The following is a 16,301-nucleotide window of genomic DNA, read 5'->3' on the forward strand; positions in this document are numbered from 1 at the left end:
CTTCTGGCGTCAGGCGTCCAGCCAGACGTTCTGGAGGTCCATCTCGAAGGTCTGGTGGACGCCGTAGTTCTTCACCTTCTTGTTCGTGTGGCTGTAGAGCTTCTGCCAGAACGGCTGGATGATGACGCCGGAGTCCTGCAGGATCTGCTCGACATCCTTCATCACCTCCTTGCGCTTGGCGACGTCGATCAGCGAGAGCGCCTGCTTGAGCTTGGCGTCGAAATCGGGATTGGAATAGGCCGATTCGTTCCACGCCTCGCCGGTGCGATAACCCAGCGCCAGCACCTGGACACCGAGCGGGCGCATGTACCAGATGGTCATCGAATAGGGATATTTCGTCCAGTCGTTCCAGAAGGTCGAGCCCGGCAGCACCGTGCGCTTGACCTTGATGCCGGCGTCACGCAGCTGGCCGGCGATCGCGTCGCCGGTGTTCTTCTGCCAGTCGTCCTCGATGGTGATCAGCTCGTGCTCGAAGTCGGCCTGACCGGCGTCCGTCATCAGCTTCTTGGCGCCGGCGGCGTCGCGCTCCTTCTTGGGCAGGGCATAGTATTCGGGATGGATCGGGCTGACATGGTGGTTCTCGCCGACCGTGCCGCGGCCGTTATAGCCGAGCTGCAGCACCGCGTTGTTGTCGACCGCCATCTGCAGCGCATTGCGAACGCGCTGATCGTCGTATGGCTTGTGCGTGATGTTGGTGCGGGCAACCAGCGTGGTGGCGGTCGCGACCTCAGACTTCTGCAGCCCCATCTTGTCGAGAATGTCGATGAAGTCGGCGGGCGACTCGAAATTGAGGTCGATTTCACCGGAATCGAACGCGTTCACCGTGGCGTTGAAATCGGTGCCGTAGTCGATGAATTCGATACCGTCGAGTGGCGCCTCGCCGCCCCACCATTTGCCGTTCTCGCGGCGCTTGACCACCGCCTTCTGGCCGACGTCGTAAGAGACCAACTCAAACGCTCCCGTGCCGATCGGCTTCTTGATCGGGTCGGCGCCATCGGCGTCGAAATTGCGGTGCACGATGAGCGCCGGATAATCGGTGAAATTGGGAATGAGCGAAATATCGGGCTCGCTGAGCTTCAGCTTGACCGTGTTGTCGTCGACCTTGGTGATGGCGCCGTCCCTGGCCTTGCCGGTCTTGGCATCGATCAGCGCACCGACGCGGGCCGCCATCGAGTTGCCGGCGACGCCCTTCTCGCACCAGCGCGTCACATTGTGCACCACGTCATCGGCGCTGAAGGCATCGCCATTGTTCCAGGCGACGCCCTTGCGCACATGCAGCGTGTATTCGGTGGCGTCGTCGTTGATGTCCCAGCTTTCGAGCAGCACCGGCTCGAAGGTGAATTGCCTGGTGTAGCGCACCAGCGGCTCCAGCCAGCAACGCGAGACATTGGCCAGTTCCACCCAATCGTAAGTGCGCGGATCCTTCTGCGCTTTCACCGCCATCGAGACGTGCAGCGTCCCGCCCTTCTTCGGTTCCTCGGCCACAGCTTGCGTCGGCGCGGCGAGGCCGATCATGCCATAGGCAAATGCCGTCGACGCACCAAGCGCGCTGGCCAGCGCCAGGAACTCGCGCCGGTCCATGCGACCCGCCTTCGCTTCCGCCGCCATCGCTTCGATAGCGGGCGGCACACGGTCGCCGTTGCTTCTGAAAATCGTCATGTCATTCTCCCCTTGTTGTTCCCGTGAGGTCTTTGCCTGCTTTTTCAACTAACGCTGTCAGGCAGTTTTTCCTCGCGCCGCGCGATCAAATCCTTGAGACCGTCGGCAATGCCCTCGTCGAGTTTCGGCTCCTCATAGTCGGCAAGCATGTTGCGCGCCTTCTCGCGGCCGCGCGTGTCGTGGTCCTTCGCCCCTTCCGCCTTCCATTGTTCGTAGGAGTTGAAGTCCATGATGCTCGGCATGAAGAAAGCCTTCTCGAAATGCTCGAGCGTGTGCTGGGTGCCGAGGAAATGGCCCTGCGGCCCGACTTCGCGGATCGCTGCCATCGCTTCCTTGAAATCTTCGAAAGGCAGGCCGCCGGCATATTTGTACCAGCCGACAAGCTGTTCGCAGTCGGTGGCGAATTTCGAGTAACCGCAAGTGAGACCCGCTTCCAGCCATCCGGCCGAATGCCAGATGTAGTTGGCGCCGGCGAGGATGGCTGCATGCATCAGCATGTTCGCCTCATAGCCAGCCTGGGCATCGTTGAGCTTCGAGCCGACATGAAAGCCCGATGTGCGCCACGGCAGTTTGTATTTCCGCGCCAGCGCACCCATCAGATACATCATCTGGGCGGCCTCCGGCGTGCCGCCCATGGGAGCGCCGGTCTTCATGTCGACCGTGACCATGAACTGGCCGTAGATCTGGGGCGAACCGGGACGGATGAGCTGGGTCAGGGCCACGCCCGCGAGCGCCTCGGCATTGACCTGCGCCACCGCGCCGACGGCCGACGCCGCGGTCGAGGCGCCGCAGAGCGCGAACGGCGCCAGGATCAGCGGCTGATTGTGGCTTGCATAGACCCGCATCGCGTCGATCATGGTGGCGTCCCAGACCAGCGGCGAATTGCAGTTGGTGATCGCCACCAGCACCGGGTTTTCGCGGACGAACTCCTCGCCGAAGACGATTGCAGCCATCGCCATCGTGTCCTCGGCGCGCTCCTTGGACGTCACGATGCCCATGAACGGCTTGTCGGAATGTTTCAGCGCCGAATGGATGATGTGCAGATGCCGCTTCGGCACGGCGATTTCCATCGGCTCGCAGATGACCGAACTCGAGGAATGCAGCGCCGGCGCCATGTAGGCGAGCTTGTGGAAATTGTTGAGGTCGGCAAGCGTGCCGTAGCGCCTGTTGTTGTCGAGGTCGCGTATGTAGGGCGCGCCATACATCGGCACGAAGATCGAGTTCTTGCCGCCAACGCGGACCGTGCGCTCGGGATTGCGCGCATGGAGCGTGAATTCGGATGGGACTTTCGAGACGAGCTCCATCAGCAGCGCGCGGTCGATACGCACGCGCGTTTCCCTGACATCGGCCCCAGCCGCCTTCCAGAGCTCGATGGCTCCGTCGTCGCGGAATTCGCAGCCCACTTCTTCGAGTATCTTGAGCGACTCCTCGTGGATCAGTTCCACCGCCTCATCGGGAACGATCTCATAGACCGGAATCTGGCGCACCAGGGTCGGGAACGAGGCAATCGGCGCGCTCCTCATCGCCTTGCGCCCGAGACGGCCACCACCACGGCGATGGGTTTGCTCGGTCAATTCAGTGGCCGGTGCGTTCATGGAGCCTCCATCCCTTCGATCCCGGTCAACTTAGCGAGGTGAAATTCGACTGTGACGCTGGAAAATCCTGATCTCTTGTATAAGCTGAGCTTATGCGAAGCCTTCGCCACCTCCTGCCCTCCGCCGGCAGCCTGATCGTCTTCGAGGCGGCCGGCCGGTTGTCGAGTTTCACCGCCGCCGGGCGCGAGCTCGGCATGACGCAGGCCGCAGTTTCCTATGCCGTGCGTGGGTTGGAGGAACAGCTTGGCGCCACGCTGTTCCAGCGCCGCCACCGCCAGGTCAGCCTGACCGAGGCCGGCGAGCGCTTCCATGCCGACGTCTCGCTCGGTCTTTCCCACATCCGCAAGTCGGCGGAGGACCTGCGTCTGCAGGCGACTGGTGGCCATGTGACGCTCGCCGCCTCGACGGCCTTCGGCTCGTTCTGGATGATGCCGCGCCTGCAGCGGTTCCGCGACGAACTGCCGGGCATCGATCTGCGCATCCAGACCGGCGACCGAGATCTCGACATCATCGCCGAAGGCATTCCGCTTGCCGTGCGCGGAGGCGTGCCACGCGACTGGCCGGACTACCACTCGCTAGCGCTCTCCGACGAAGAGATCTTTCCGGTCGCGGGTCCCAGTTATCTGACGAAATTCGGCCGGCCCGAGACCGTCGAGCAACTGGCGACACACCGCCTCATTCATCTGGAAGAGCCCTATCGCGAGGCCCCGAACTGGGACGAATGGTTCCAATCGGCCGGAGCCAGTCTCCGCAATGCGGAGCGTGGCTTGCGCATCAATGACTATGCGATTGTGATCCAGGCGGTCATGGAGGGGCAAGGCATCGCGCTCGGCTGGCGCCACCTTGTCGAGCGGCTGCTGTCGACCGGGCTGCTGGTGCCGGTGACGGACCACATCATGAAGACGGGCACCGCGTTCTACGTCATCTGGCCGAAGAACCGCGAGCTCAGCGACAATGCGCGCAAGGTCAGGGATTGGCTGCTGGCGCAGGCGTAAAGTGGCCTCGCGCGCGCCCACCGAATCCGTGTAAGATCAGAGCATGCCCATCCGCCAGCTTTCCGAAACGATGATCAACCAGATCGCCGCCGGCGAAGTCATCGAGCGTCCGGCGAGCGTGGTCAAGGAACTGGTCGAGAATGCGCTCGATGCCGGGGCCAGCAAGGTAGAAGTCGTCACATCGGGCGGCGGGCTGAACCTGATCCGCGTCACCGATAACGGCTTCGGCATTCCTGAACGGGAACTGGCGCTGGCCATCGCACGCCACTGCACCTCCAAGCTCACCGAGGATATCAACGACATTCGTTCGCTCGGCTTTCGCGGCGAAGCGCTGCCATCGATCGGCTCGGTGTCGCGGCTGTCGATCCGCTCGCGCACGGCCTCTAGCGACAGCGCCGCAGAGATCGGCATCGAGGGCGGCCGCGTCCTGCCAATCAAGCCAGCGGCGGCCAATCGCGGCACGACCGTCGAGGTGCGCGACCTGTTCTTCGCCACGCCGGCGCGGCTGAAATTCATGAAGGGCGAACGCGCCGAAAGCTCGGCGATCAGCGATGTGGTCAAGCGCATCGCCATCGCCTTCCCCAGGGTGCGTTTCACGCTGGCCGGTTCCGACCGCACGACGCTGGAACTGCCGGCCACCGACGACAGCGCGGACGGCAGCCTGCGCCGGGTCGCGCAGGTGATGGGCGCCGACTTTCCCGACAATTCCATTGCCATCGACGCGATGCGCGAAGGCGTGCACCTGACCGGCCATGTGTCGATCCCTTCCTTCACCCGCGCCAACGCATTGCAGCAATATGCCTATGTCAACGGCCGCCCGGTGCGCGACAAGCTGATCGCCGGAGCGATCCGTGGCGCCTTCGCCGACGTCCTGCCGCGCGACCGCCATGCGGTGACGGTACTGTTTCTTTCGCTCGATCCGGCCATCGTCGACGTCAACGTCCACCCGGCCAAAGCCGATGTCCGCTTCCGCGATCCGGGCCTCGTGCGCGGGTTGATCGTCGGCGCGATCCGGCAGGCGTTGGCCGATGCCGGCATCCGCTCGGCCACCACCGGCGCCGCCGGCATGATGGCAGCGTTCCGGCCGGGCAGCCCGTCCTATGCGCATCCCGGCCCGGCCAATGGCCATCGCAGCTACGATGCGGCCTATCGCGCTTCAGGCGCCGCCGGCTTCGATCCCGCGCGCCCGCCGCAGCGGCCGCTCGACATGCAATTCGACAGCCCGGGCTTTGAACGCACCGGCGCAAGACAGGGCGGATTTGGCGAAAATGAGCAAGCCGCGTTCGATGCCGGCCCGCTTGCCAGCGCCGATGCGCGCGCCGGGCAGAGCGAGGCGGCGGAGACGCTGCTCGGCGCGGTGCTGGGGGCCGCGCGCGCGCAGGTGCATGAGAACTATATCGTCGCCCAGACCAGGGATTCGCTCATCATCGTGGACCAGCACGCGGCCCATGAGCGGCTGGTTTACGAGGCGCTGAAGAACGCGCTGCACGCGCGGCCGGTGCCGTCACAGATGCTGCTTCTGCCCGAGATTATCGACCTGCCGGAGGAGGACGCCGAGCGGCTGGCCGTGCATTCCGAAACGCTCGCCCGCTTCGGCCTCGGCATCGAGCGTTTCGGACCGGGTGCGGTCGCCGTGCGCGAGACGCCGTCGATGCTCGGCGAGACCAACGTCCAGCAATTGGTCCGCGACCTCGCCGACGAGATTGCCGACAACGATACGGTCGAGACGCTCAAGGAACGGCTGGACAAGATCGCCGCCACCATGGCCTGCCATGGCTCGGTGCGCTCCGGGCGGCTGCTCAAGGCCGAGGAGATGAACGCTCTGCTGCGCCAGATGGAAGCGACGCCGGGCTCCGGCACCTGCAATCATGGCCGCCCGACCTATATCGAGCTCAAGCTGGCCGACATCGAGAGGCTGTTCGGGCGGCGGTGAACCGGCTGCGCGGCCAGCCTCATTTCCTCCGCTGATATTTCCTTGTCCGTGAATTGAAGACGTAATCGACCGCGGTTCCGGCGCCACCGCCTCGAAAATTCACGGAAATGACGTCCTTGCCTCGCTCCACCCATTTCTCGACGTTCATATAGATGGTCGTCATCAGCATGCCGGCACTGCACGCGTCGTCATCGGCGAAGGTAATTTCCTGGACAACCTTGCGGCTGCTCTTTTTGATGACACGCATTTTTTCCATGCAAAGGCCGGCGCTGGTATTCGTGTAAATTCCCGAAAACCTGTCGGTGGCTGTCTGCGCCCAGAAGGAAATCTCGACCGTGCCATCGATCTTCGCCTCGCCGGTGTCATCCAGGCTCGCTATTTTCTTGAGAGTGACGGGATATCTATCCGTGCCCTTGCTCCAGCTTCCGGTCACAGCGTTTCCATTGAGGTCGAGGGAGAATGGGCAGCTTGTGGTATCCACAGCGGGTCTCGGCCCCTGCACAATTATCCGATAGAATTCCTTGTCGTCTGAAATCTCGCAAAGCACGAACTTGGTGCCGGTGACCGTGCCATACAGCGCAATCGGGCTCTGCTTCGCGTCGTAGAAGTAGCTTCCATCGACCTTTGGCGCGCTGCCTAAGCTATCATATGTCTGTATGGAGAAATGGATGGGAGACGGCCCGAGGAAACCCTCGTAGTTTTCCACGTGGTACCAACCCGCGACGGCTTTCGCGTTAAGCAGCAACAAGCAAACGACCGTTGAGATAAAACGTCTTCCCATCCCGACCTCGCAGCGCCCGCGACGACCATCCGCCAAGACCGAGTGACAGTTGCCTTGCCTTGCGGCAGCCGTCAACTGGCGATGAAATCGGTGGTTCCCGACACGAGTCAGGGAAAGATCGCAAGCTTTTGAATTAGCGTTTCAAATTCACCACGATGACACCGCCGAGCGCCAGCGCGCCGCCGAGCATGCCGAGCAGCGTCGGCACCTCGCCCAGCCAGAAGAAGCCGATCAGGGCCGACATCGGCGAGACCAGATAGAGGAAGTTCGAGGCACGCGCCGCCGGCAGGCGCGACAGCGCGGTTGCCCACGCCGCATAGGCAATCAGGCTCGGCACGATGCCGAGATAGATGACGGCGCCGAGGCCGGCAGTGTTGGCGACAGCGGCCTGTTGCAGAGCGGTGGGCAGGAAGGGCGCCAGGCAGAGCGCGCCGAGCACCATGTTGGACGCCGCGATCGTCAGCGGATGATGACGGGCAAACAGCGGCTTCTGGACGATGGTGTTGACGGCCGAGCAGAGGGCCGAGCCAAGTACCAGCAGCGCGCCGGCATTGAAATGAAGGCCATGCCCGTCGGCGACGGCGATGATGCCGATGCCGGCGAAGGAGATGACCGTGCCGATCCAGGCCAGGCCGGAGAAGCGCTCGCCGAGCAGCGCCATTGCCATGATGGCGGTAAAGATGGGACTGACATTGATGATGAAGCCCGCCGCTCCGGCCGAGACCGTCAGTTCGCCAAAATTGAGCATCGCCGTGTAGAGCGCGACGAAAATGGCGCCGCCAAAGGCGAAGCGCCAGAGATCGCCAATCCTGGGCAGAGCCGGACGCTTGACGGCAAGGAAGATCGCCGCCGGCACGGCGGCGATGGCAAAGCGCAGGGCGCCAAGCTCCAGCGGCTGAAAGGCGGCGAGCCCGGCCCGGATCGCCGGGAAGGCGGAGGCCCAGCCGATCACCGTCAGCGCCACGGCAATGGCGGCCGTGGTGTCCATCCGCTGTGTCGAATTCAACGTGCCTGTCGTCATGCTCATCCCAGTGCCTCGGATTCTTCAGGTCTCGGGAGCAGGAAACGCCTTTCCAGGTCAATTGACAAACGACCAAATCGAGGGTCACCTGTGAGCATGGATCACAGCTCGAACAGTATGCTGCCCTTGGAGACGTTGCGCGCTTTCGACGCGGCGGCGCGCACGGGGAGCTTCTCGGCCGCCGCCGAAAAACTCAACCTCACACATGGCGCGGTCAGCCGGCAGGTCGCCAAACTCGAGGACTGGCTTGGCCTGAAGGTTTTCGAGCGCGGCGCGCGCGGCGTGACGCTGACCAACGAAGGCAATCGACTGCATCTCAGGACCACCGAAGCCTTCGCGCTGATCTCGGTCAATTCCGACCGGTGGGTGGAGCCGCGCGGCACCGCGGTGGTGCGCCTGGCCTCCATTCCTTCGGTGAGCGGCCTGTGGCTGATGCCGCGCATGGCGGCGCTGGAGAACGATCCCACCCGCCTGCGCATCGTGCTCGATGTTGACAACCGCCAGGCCGATCTCGCCGACGAAGGCATCGATCTGTCGGTGCGCTGCGGTCGCGGCCGCATCCCGGGCCGTGTCTCGGTGCAACTGTTCGAAGAATATCTCTTCCCGATCGCCTCGCCGGGCCTCGCACGGGAGATCGGCAGCGGCGATCCAGCCCGGCTGCTCAAATTCCCGCTGATCAACGATTCCGACGCTTCGGGCTGGCGCGCCTGGTTGGCCGCGCAGGACATGGACTACCGGCCGCGCCCGCAAGACCGTCGTTTCGAGGATTACAATCTGGTGCTCGATGCAGCGGCTCATGGCCTCGGCATCGCGCTGGCGCGGCCGCCGCTCACCGAGCACCAGATACAGTCCGGCCGCCTCGTCGCCGTTGACGATCGCACCGTGCTCAATCCCGTTTCCTACTGGCTGGATCGTCCGGTGGGCCGGCCGCGCGCGGCCGCCGCGGATCTCGCCAGGCGCATTGCCGAACAGGCCGGGCTTGCTTCGGCAAGGCTGGAAGCTTTCCTGCAGGATGAGGATTAGGCTCTGACGCATCTCGGAGAATACGTGACGGCCGCTGCTGGAAATCGCGTGATACTCGCTTAACGGAACAGCAAAAGCACGATCGTGGTGGTTGCGGCCGAGACGATGGCCGTCACGAGCGATATCGTCCACAGCGACGACGGAACTGGCTCGGATCGGGGAGCATGGCCCGCTGGACGGATGGAGGCGCCGCGCGGTTGCGGCGCGTTGACATTGGCCGCGACCAGCACCGCGGCCGAAGCGACGGCCGGCGAGAATGTGGATAGGGCCGGCGGCGCCGCGAGTTTGGGGGTGCTGTCGTTGGCCGTTATCCGCGGCGGAGCGAAGCCGCGCGAAGCCTGATCGGTGTCCGTCCCTGCCCCACCCGTCGAGGCTCGTGCCAATGCATGGTGGGTGGCGGCGTCAGGTTCCATGACGGCCCGGTAGGCATCCTCGATCTCGGGGGAGGACAGGCGTTGCGAGGTTTGACCGGCCGGCCGCGGTAGCGAGCCTTGCAGCACCTGGGCGGCGAACTGCGCCGATTGCACCGTCGCGGGCGCCGCCGGCTGGACGAGCGCTTTGACCAGAGCCGCGGTCGCGGGATCGGCCCTGGGCGAAGGCACCGGCCCGGGAATGAGCGCTTCTTTCAGCAAAGACGTCATACTGGCATTGGCGATGTCCATGGCGCTTCCTGACAACCATCGTGCCATACCGCGATATTATATGAGCATTGCGCCAAGCTTGACCTTGCCCACGATTTATGGCGATTGAATCCCGATGAACTCAAGTGCCGTTGCATGATGAACCGTTTCGAAGGCCCGGGCGGCAAGGAAGCCCGCATCCGCTATCTCGATGGCGATTTCCAGGTCACCAGCCCGGGCTCGTTCGTGCGCTGCGCGGTGACGGGCGAAAACATCCCGTTGGACGAGCTGAAATACTGGAGCGTCGCCAGGCAGGAACCCTACGTGAACGCCACCGCATCGCTGCGCCGCGAAATCGAGGTGCATCCGGAGTTGCGCAAACGGAGTTAAAAGCGGCTCAGTCTATGATAGAATCTGACCCGCTCTCCTTCTTTGTTTTACGCAATTCCTTACTGAAGACCGCTACGCACTTTTCCTGGAATAGCGTTAGTTTCTCAGCTTGCGCTGCCGCCAGGCATCGAGCGTTTCCTCGATGATGCGTTCGGGCACGTGATCAAGCTCGAACACCGTGTCGATTTCCAGCACGTCGAGACGGTCGAGAAAATCCTGCGGGGCGCCGTGACGCAGCCGGGCGGCGTCCTTGGCGGTGGTGATCAGGCCAAGGCCTTCGGCGCGTGCCGTCGCGGCCAGTTCGGCAAGCTCGTCCTCGGCGTAGAAGTGATGGTCCGGGAAGGGCCTGGACAGGACCACTTCGCCGCCGGCGTCACGCACCGTGTCGAAGAACTTTTCGGGATGACCGATGCCGGCAAAGGCCAGGAACCGCTTTCCGGCAAGCCCGGCCGTGCTGCTCGGCTCCGTGTGGGCCTCGAAGATCGGCCGGCCGGCACGCGCGGCTCGGCGGACCACGGCGTCGGCGGCCGTGCCCTCGCCCATCTTCAGCAGCCCGCTGGTGAAAACCAGCTGGTCGACGATCTTGGCCCTGAGTGGACCGCCCGGGATGACGCGGCCATTGCCGATCCCGTAGCGGGCATCGACCACGACCAGCGCATAATCGATGTGGATGCGCGCGCTCTGGAAGCCGTCGTCCATAATCAGGAAATCGCAACCGTGTTTTTCCAGCAGCAGCCGGGCGCCGGCGGCACGGTTCGGCGTCACCGCCACCGGGGCATGTTCGGCCAGCAGCAGCGGTTCGTCGCCGACATGCCTGGCGCTGTCATGGCTGACATCGACGACATGCGGCTCGGCGAAGGAACCGCCGTGGCCGCGCGACAGGAACCCGGGCTTCAGATGCATGCGCTTGGCCTGTTGGGCGAGCGCGATCGCCACCGGCGTCTTGCCGGTGCCGCCGACGGTGAAATTGCCGATACACAGAACCGGCGCCTGGATCTTCTCGCGCCGGGCCCGCCGCATGCCGCGACCGGCAACCAGCGCGTAGACAGCCGACAGCGGCGACAGCGCCAGGACCTTCCAGTCCGGCTCTTCCCACCAGAATGGCGGTGCTTCGGAGGCCATTCTAACGCCCGTTGGCGCCCTTCAGGCGCGCCTTGACCACCAGCGGCTGGATATAGGGTTCGAGCGATTTGAGCGTGCGTGCCAGTGCGCCGCGCATCTCTTCGACAGTCGCGATCCCCGCCGCCATCATCTCGTGGCGCGCCACTTCGTTGGTCAGGAGGAAATTGACGGCGCCGGCCAGCATGTCGCGGTCGCGCACCAGCTTGGCGCCGCCGCTGTCGAGCAGGCGCTGATAGGCCTCGCGAAAATTCTGCACGTTGCGCCCGGCGAGAACGGCGGTGTCGAGCATGGCCGGCTCAAGCGGATTCTGGCCGCCTTCGGAGGTCAGCGAGCGGCCGACGAAAGCGATTTCGGTCAACCGGAGATACAAGCCCATTTCGCCGATCGTATCGCCAAGCAAGATATCGGTATCGGCCCCGATACGGTCGCCCTTGCTGCGCCGCGCGACTTTAAGGCCCATGCCGGAAATCTGCGCGGCAAGGTCTTCGGCCCGATCGGGATGGCGCGGAACGACGATCGTCAAAAGGCCGTGGTGACGCCTGTGCAGCGTCGCGTGAACTTCCGCGGCGACCACTTCCTCGCCATCATGGGTCGAGATCGCCGCCCAGGTCGGCCGATCGCCGATCTGCCGCTGCAATGTGCCAAGCGCTCGCAAGTCGACCGGCGGCGGGTTGGTGTCGACCTTGAGATTGCCCGACACCGTCACCGGCCGGGCGCCGAGCGCCCGAAAACGCTCGCCGTCGACGTCGGACTGGGCAACGACATGGGCCAGATTCTCGAACAGGGCCTCGGCGATGTTGGCCCGCTTCTTCCAAGACATGAAGGAGCGATCGGAGAGCCGGCCATTGACCAGCACCTGCGGCACATGGCGGGCACCAAGTTCGAGGATGGTCATCGGCCATATCTCGGATTCGGCGATGATCGCCAGATCGGGTTTCCAGTGATCGAGGAAGCGGCTGACCGCCGGCTTCAGATCGAGTGGCACATATTGGTGGATGATGCGGTCGCCGAGCCGCTCGTCGACGACCTGGGCCGAAGTGACCGTACCGGTCGTCAGCACGATGTTGACGCCATAATCGAGGATGCTTTCGACAAGCGGCACGACGGCCAAGGTCTCGCCGACGCTCGCGGCATGGATCCAGATCACCGGGCCCTCGGGGCGCGGCCGGCCGGCGACGCCGTAGCGCTCGCGGCGGCGATTGCGGTCTTCCTTGCCGCGCGAGGTGCGCCAGGCGACGTAAGGCCCGACCAACGGATAGGCGGCCGCGCCGGCAAAACGGTATGCCGACAACATGGTGCGGGCCCAGCGGCCGCTCACCGCGGGCCATCCACGAGGCGGTAGGCCTCGGCGGTCGCGGCATTGAGGGCGGTGGTGATTTCCTGGCGCTTGCGTTCCATTTCGGCGTCATCGGCATCCGCCGCCACGAAGATCGGCGTGCCGATGGTCACGGCGGAGCGGCCGAAGGGCAGGTTGATGGTGGTCTTGTCCCAGCTCTTTTCCAGCACCTTGCGGCGGCTGGTGGCGATGGCGACGGGCAGCAGCGGCCGGCCGGAGAGGCGAGCCAGGAGAACGATACCGAGCCCTGCATCGCGCGGGGTACCGTGGGGAATGTCTGCGATCATGGCGACGTTCTTGCCTGATGTGAGCGACTTTTTGAGGGCGATGAGCGCCTTGGCCCCGCCCTTGTCGAGATGCCTGGCATTGTCGCGCCCGCCCGAACCGCGCACCGCCTCGATGCCGAATTTCTCCAGCATCAGGGCGTTGAGCTCGGCATCGGCGCTACGCGACACCATGGCAACCAGCGGCTTGCGCTTGGGGTAATAGGCCGGCGTCAAAAGGTGCTGGCCATGCCACAGAGCAATGATCCCCGGCTCGAACTCGGCATAGGCGCCGCCCGAAAAGCGCGCCGATCCGGCGACCAGGGGGCTGGTCGCGCGAACCAGCCGCACGAAGTGCGCGAGCAGGCTGGCAATGGCGTTCTTGACGAATCGCGACTGCGCGAGCGGTTCGCGAATCCTGCGCCAGAAGGCCTTGGTCGTACGGCTGCGGCCCCTGCCCGTGGGCGCGGCCTCGCCGGCTGGCTCTTTCGCCAGATCATGCTCCATCGAAGTCAACCGGCGGCCTTGCTATCGGGATCCAGCAGACGGTGCAGATGAACGACGAAATAACGCATATGGGCATTGTCCACGCTGGCCTGCGCCTTGGCCTTCCACGCCGTGTGCGCGGATTGATAGTCCGGATAGACGCCGACGATGTCGAGCGCATCGAGATCGCGGAACTCGGTGCCGCCAAGTTTCTTCAGTTCGCCGCCGAACACCAGATGCAAAAGCTGTTTCTTTCCGTCTTCCGCGGCCATGTCGGTCCTTCACATATCGTGAGTTTGTGACAGGTCTAGACCAAAGCCGCCGACTTTGGAACCTTCGAAAAACGCTTTCAGCCATCCAGCCCGGCTATGACGTCGACCAGCACGGCCAGCAGTTCGCCGCTGCCGGCCGCGAGCGCACCGTGGCGGGTCACCTCGCCGGCATAGGACGGCGCGTGGCCATGCGGGTCGAGCAGTTGGCCACCTGCCTCGCGCAGGATGAGGTCTGCGGCGGCGATGTCCCAGTCATGCGCGTTCGGCTTGACGAAGGTGCCGTCGAGCGTGCCACTGGCGATCATCGCCAGGCGGTAGGCAAGCGAAGGGCTGTAGGGCGCCCGTTGCAGCCGCTCCTGCCAGCCGGCCGGCATCAGGTCGATCAACTGCTTCAGGCCGGAAATCTCGGGCTTGTCGCCTGGCTTGCGCACCGCAATGCGCTTGCCGTTGCGGAATGCGCCCTGGCCTGGCAGCGCGGAATAGGTCTCGTCCATCGCCGGGCATTCGAGCACGCCGGCGAGCGTGCGGCCATTCTCGACGACGGCGACGCTGACGCACCAGGCGCGCTGGCCTTCAAGGAAGCCGCGCGTACCGTCGATCGGGTCGACAACGAAGGTGCGGCGCGCCGAAAGCCGCGCCGGGTCGTCGGCCGTCTCTTCCGACAGCCAGCCATAATCCGGCCGTGCCGCAAGCAACGTCTGGCGCAGATACGCATCGGCGGCATGATCGGCTTCGCTGACCGGCGAGGTGCCGCCCTTCATCCAGACCTGCGGATTGTTGCCGAAGTAGCGCATGGCGATGAGACCCGCCTCGCGGGCGGCGTCGCGCAGCAGCGGCAGGTCCAGATCGGCACCGGCGGTGGTCAGCTCATGCTCCGGCAAGGGTCATGCCTTCGATCAGGAGCGTCGGGGCGGCGGTGCCGAAATTGCGATCAAGGTCATTCGCGGGCATCATGTTGAGGAACATCGTCTTCAGGTTCGAGGCGATGGTGACTTCGGCGACCGGATAGGCAAGCGCCCCATTTTCGATCCAGAAGCCCGAAGCGCCGCGGCTGTATTCGCCGGTGAGCATGTCTACGCCCTGGCCAAACACTTCGGTGACGTAGAAGCCGCTCTTGAGCGAGCCGATCAGGTCTTCCGGCAACCTTTCGCCTGGCTCGATGGCAAGATTGGTGGAAGACGGTGAGACGGAGGAGCCGCCGCGCGTGCCGCGCCCGTTGGTGACGAGGCCGAGCTCCCGGGCCGCCGATGTCGACAGGAACCAGTGATTGAGGACGCCCTTTTCGATCATCAGGAGTTTCTCGCCCTCGACGCCTTCGCCATCGAACGGGCGCGAGGCCTGGCCACGGCGCCGCAGCGGCTCGTCAGTGACGGTGATGGCGGACGCGGCCACCTGCTTGCCCATCATGTCGCGCAGGAACGAGGTTTTTCGCGCGACGGAAGCGCCGTTGATGGCCCCGGCGATGTGGCCGGCAATGCCGCGCGCGACGCGCGGGTCGAACACCACGTCGACCGATCCGGTCGCCGCCTTGCGCGCGCCAAGGCGACGCACGGCCCGTTCGCCGGCCCGGCGGCCGATATCCTCGGCCGCGTCGAGATCGGCAAAATGCTGGCGCGAGGAGAATTCGTAGTCGCGTTCCATGCCGGTGCCCTCGCCGGCGATCACGCTGGCCGAGCGCGAAAAGCGCGAGGCGACATACTGGCCGAGAAAACCGTGCGAGGTGGCCAGAACCAGCCCGCCCAGCCCGGCGCTGGCATTGCTGCCGGCCGAATTGGTTACGCCGTTGACGGCGAGAGCCGCCGCCTCGGCCGCAAGGGCCGCCTCCTTCAACTGGTCCGCCGACACTTCGGTTGCATCGAACAGGTCCAGATCGCGCGTCTGTCTGGCGAGCAGCGCGGGGTCGGCAAGAGCCTGGTAGGGATCCTCGGGGGACACTTTGGCCATGGCGACGGCGCGCTCGGCAAGGGCCTTCGGATCGGACGCTGCGGTGGCCGATACACTGGCCACACGCTGGCCGACGAACACCCGCAGCGAAACGTCGTCGCCCTCGGACGCCTCTGTGTTTTCGACCTTGCCAAGCCGCACCGAAACACCGGTCGAGCGGCCACGCACCGCGACGGCGTCCGCGGCATCGGCGCCAGCGCGTTTGGCGGCCTCGACCAGGGCCGCGACACGGTCCGTCAATTTCGCGGCGTCGAGCTTGTCGGTCATGCACTTGATCCTGTTTCTTCAGCCTGTCCGGAAGGCAGGTGCTGCCGCACCATCTATTGTTCCACTGCCGCTTGTGCAATGGCAGAAGGGCAATCAGGATGTTGCGACCAAATCGCCATCGAAGCGCCCGCAAAGAGCGGACGTCGCGGTTTTTGCCTAACTGGAGCCTTCGCCATGACGCCTTTCCATCTTGCCTTTCCAGTCCGTGATCTCGATGAAACCCGAACTTTCTATGGCGAGGTGCTGGGCTGTGCGATCGGCCGCTCGTCGGCGACCTGGGTCGATTTCGACCTCTACGGCCACCAGATGTCGGCGCATTTGCGGCCGCAGGCCGCGCGAGCTGCAAGCGACGGCAAGGTCGACGGCATTTTGGTGCCGATCCCGCATTTCGGCGCTGTGCTCTTGATGGACGACTGGCAGCGCCTGGCGACGCGGCTGGAAGCGCGCGACGACATAGACTGGCTGGAGCGGCCGATGGTCCGCTTCAAGGGCGAGCCCGGCGAACAAGCGACATTGTTTATCCGGGATCCCTCGGGCAATGCCTTGGAATTCAAGGGCTTTCGCTCGCTGGAGCAGGTATTCGCGCATTGAGAT

General features: G+C 64.5%; 16 protein-coding genes. 5 read left to right on the forward strand and 11 right to left on the reverse strand.

Features of this window, described 5'->3' with window-relative positions; translation table 11 throughout:
- Positions 1 to 9 precede the first annotated feature (9 nt).
- Both LB554_RS03415 and LB554_RS03420 read right to left on the reverse strand, forming a co-directional pair.
- The gene (locus tag LB554_RS03415) at positions 10 to 1,659 is read right to left on the reverse strand and encodes an ABC transporter substrate-binding protein (protein WP_224583114.1); all 1,650 of its coding nucleotides are present in this window, start codon (positions 1,657 to 1,659) and stop codon (positions 10 to 12) included.
- Between the two features lie 44 nt (positions 1,660 to 1,703).
- On the reverse strand, positions 1,704 to 3,254 hold the full coding sequence (locus LB554_RS03420) for a trimethylamine methyltransferase family protein (RefSeq protein WP_140874365.1): 1,551 nt from the start codon (positions 3,252 to 3,254) through the stop codon (positions 1,704 to 1,706).
- A 92-nt stretch (positions 3,255 to 3,346) separates the two neighbouring features.
- Here LB554_RS03420 and LB554_RS03425 point away from each other — a divergent pair, with 92 nt between their 5' ends.
- On the forward strand, positions 3,347 to 4,249 hold the full coding sequence (locus LB554_RS03425; RefSeq protein WP_015318339.1) for a LysR substrate-binding domain-containing protein: 903 nt from the start codon (positions 3,347 to 3,349) through the stop codon (positions 4,247 to 4,249).
- A 43-nt stretch (positions 4,250 to 4,292) separates the two neighbouring features.
- Positions 4,293 to 6,182, forward strand: coding sequence for a DNA mismatch repair endonuclease MutL (gene mutL, locus LB554_RS03430; protein WP_224583116.1), 1,890 nt, complete (start codon positions 4,293 to 4,295; stop codon positions 6,180 to 6,182).
- 19 nt (positions 6,183 to 6,201) lie between these two features.
- Here mutL and LB554_RS03435 read toward each other — a convergent pair whose 3' ends face one another.
- A complete protein-coding gene (locus LB554_RS03435) occupies positions 6,202 to 6,963 on the reverse strand; it encodes a hypothetical protein (protein ID WP_140617122.1) in 762 nt (253 codons plus the stop codon).
- A gap of 133 nt (positions 6,964 to 7,096) precedes the next feature.
- Positions 7,097 to 7,990, reverse strand: coding sequence for a DMT family transporter (locus LB554_RS03440; protein ID WP_224583117.1), 894 nt, complete (start codon positions 7,988 to 7,990; stop codon positions 7,097 to 7,099).
- Between the two features lie 90 nt (positions 7,991 to 8,080).
- Here LB554_RS03440 and LB554_RS03445 point away from each other — a divergent pair, with 90 nt between their 5' ends.
- Positions 8,081 to 9,007 carry a LysR substrate-binding domain-containing protein gene (locus LB554_RS03445; protein WP_083883064.1) on the forward strand — a complete coding sequence of 309 codons (927 nt, stop codon included), beginning with the start codon at positions 8,081 to 8,083 and terminating at the stop codon, positions 9,005 to 9,007.
- Positions 9,008 to 9,066: 59 nt separating this feature from the next.
- On the opposite strand, the gene LB554_RS03450 is transcribed toward LB554_RS03445, so the two are convergent.
- A complete protein-coding gene (locus tag LB554_RS03450; RefSeq protein WP_224583119.1) occupies positions 9,067 to 9,669 on the reverse strand; it encodes a hypothetical protein in 603 nt (200 codons plus the stop codon).
- 114 nt (positions 9,670 to 9,783) lie between these two features.
- Between LB554_RS03450 and LB554_RS03455 the strand changes: the two genes are divergently transcribed.
- A complete protein-coding gene (locus tag LB554_RS03455; RefSeq protein ID WP_010915490.1) occupies positions 9,784 to 10,017 on the forward strand; it encodes a DUF2093 domain-containing protein in 234 nt (77 codons plus the stop codon).
- A gap of 96 nt (positions 10,018 to 10,113) precedes the next feature.
- Here LB554_RS03455 and lpxK read toward each other — a convergent pair whose 3' ends face one another.
- From lpxK to LB554_RS03485, 6 genes are all read right to left on the reverse strand, one after another.
- Complete coding sequence (lpxK, locus tag LB554_RS03460; protein ID WP_224583121.1) at positions 10,114 to 11,139, reverse strand: tetraacyldisaccharide 4'-kinase; 1,026 nt, start codon at positions 11,137 to 11,139, stop codon at positions 10,114 to 10,116.
- 1 nt (position 11,140) lies between these two features.
- A complete protein-coding gene (gene waaA / locus LB554_RS03465) occupies positions 11,141 to 12,457 on the reverse strand; it encodes a lipid IV(A) 3-deoxy-D-manno-octulosonic acid transferase (RefSeq protein WP_224583123.1) in 1,317 nt (438 codons plus the stop codon).
- Complete coding sequence (locus LB554_RS03470) at positions 12,454 to 13,245, reverse strand: lysophospholipid acyltransferase family protein (protein ID WP_224583124.1); 792 nt, start codon at positions 13,243 to 13,245, stop codon at positions 12,454 to 12,456. The genes waaA and LB554_RS03470 overlap by 4 nt, the downstream gene beginning before the upstream one ends.
- A 5-nt stretch (positions 13,246 to 13,250) precedes the next feature.
- Positions 13,251 to 13,496, reverse strand: coding sequence for a DUF4170 domain-containing protein (locus LB554_RS03475; protein WP_015318348.1), 246 nt, complete (start codon positions 13,494 to 13,496; stop codon positions 13,251 to 13,253).
- Between the two features lie 77 nt (positions 13,497 to 13,573).
- Positions 13,574 to 14,377, reverse strand: a complete 804-nt coding sequence (locus tag LB554_RS03480; RefSeq protein WP_015318349.1) for a 3'(2'),5'-bisphosphate nucleotidase CysQ — start codon at positions 14,375 to 14,377, stop codon at positions 13,574 to 13,576.
- Positions 14,364 to 15,707 (reverse strand): TldD/PmbA family protein, encoded by a 1,344-nt coding sequence (locus tag LB554_RS03485; RefSeq protein ID WP_224583125.1) that lies wholly within the window; start codon positions 15,705 to 15,707, stop codon positions 14,364 to 14,366. Before LB554_RS03485 ends, LB554_RS03480 begins: the two co-directional genes overlap by 14 nt.
- A gap of 174 nt (positions 15,708 to 15,881) precedes the next feature.
- Between LB554_RS03485 and LB554_RS03490 the strand changes: the two genes are divergently transcribed.
- Positions 15,882 to 16,298, forward strand: coding sequence for a VOC family protein (locus LB554_RS03490; RefSeq protein ID WP_015318351.1), 417 nt, complete (start codon positions 15,882 to 15,884; stop codon positions 16,296 to 16,298).
- Positions 16,299 to 16,301 lie beyond the last annotated feature (3 nt).

Origin of the sequence: Mesorhizobium sp. CO1-1-11, assembly GCF_020164995.1 — a bacterium.
Classification (GTDB): domain Bacteria; phylum Pseudomonadota; class Alphaproteobacteria; order Rhizobiales; family Rhizobiaceae; genus Mesorhizobium; species Mesorhizobium australicum.

Excerpts from the sequence above, each read along its gene's own strand:
- LB554_RS03440 (WP_224583117.1), bottom strand. The coding sequence starts at position 7,990 with ATGAGCATGACGACAGGCACGTTGAATTCGACACAGCGGATGGACACC.
- LB554_RS03435 (WP_140617122.1), bottom strand. The coding sequence starts at position 6,963 with ATGGGAAGACGTTTTATCTCAACGGTCGTTTGCTTGTTGCTGCTTAAC.
- LB554_RS03490 (WP_015318351.1), top strand. The coding sequence starts at position 15,882 with ATGACGCCTTTCCATCTTGCCTTTCCAGTCCGTGATCTCGATGAAACC.
- LB554_RS03425 (WP_015318339.1), top strand. The coding sequence starts at position 3,347 with ATGCGAAGCCTTCGCCACCTCCTGCCCTCCGCCGGCAGCCTGATCGTC.
- LB554_RS03475 (WP_015318348.1), bottom strand. The coding sequence starts at position 13,496 with ATGGCCGCGGAAGACGGAAAGAAACAGCTTTTGCATCTGGTGTTCGGC.
- LB554_RS03445 (WP_083883064.1), top strand. The coding sequence starts at position 8,081 with ATGGATCACAGCTCGAACAGTATGCTGCCCTTGGAGACGTTGCGCGCT.
- LB554_RS03420 (WP_140874365.1), bottom strand. The coding sequence starts at position 3,254 with ATGAACGCACCGGCCACTGAATTGACCGAGCAAACCCATCGCCGTGGT.
- LB554_RS03470 (WP_224583124.1), bottom strand. The coding sequence starts at position 13,245 with ATGGAGCATGATCTGGCGAAAGAGCCAGCCGGCGAGGCCGCGCCCACG.
- LB554_RS03415 (WP_224583114.1), bottom strand. The coding sequence starts at position 1,659 with ATGACGATTTTCAGAAGCAACGGCGACCGTGTGCCGCCCGCTATCGAA.
- mutL (WP_224583116.1), top strand. The coding sequence starts at position 4,293 with ATGCCCATCCGCCAGCTTTCCGAAACGATGATCAACCAGATCGCCGCC.
- LB554_RS03485 (WP_224583125.1), bottom strand. The coding sequence starts at position 15,707 with ATGACCGACAAGCTCGACGCCGCGAAATTGACGGACCGTGTCGCGGCC.
- LB554_RS03450 (WP_224583119.1), bottom strand. The coding sequence starts at position 9,669 with ATGGACATCGCCAATGCCAGTATGACGTCTTTGCTGAAAGAAGCGCTC.
- lpxK (WP_224583121.1), bottom strand. The coding sequence starts at position 11,139 with ATGGCCTCCGAAGCACCGCCATTCTGGTGGGAAGAGCCGGACTGGAAG.
- LB554_RS03455 (WP_010915490.1), top strand. The coding sequence starts at position 9,784 with ATGATGAACCGTTTCGAAGGCCCGGGCGGCAAGGAAGCCCGCATCCGC.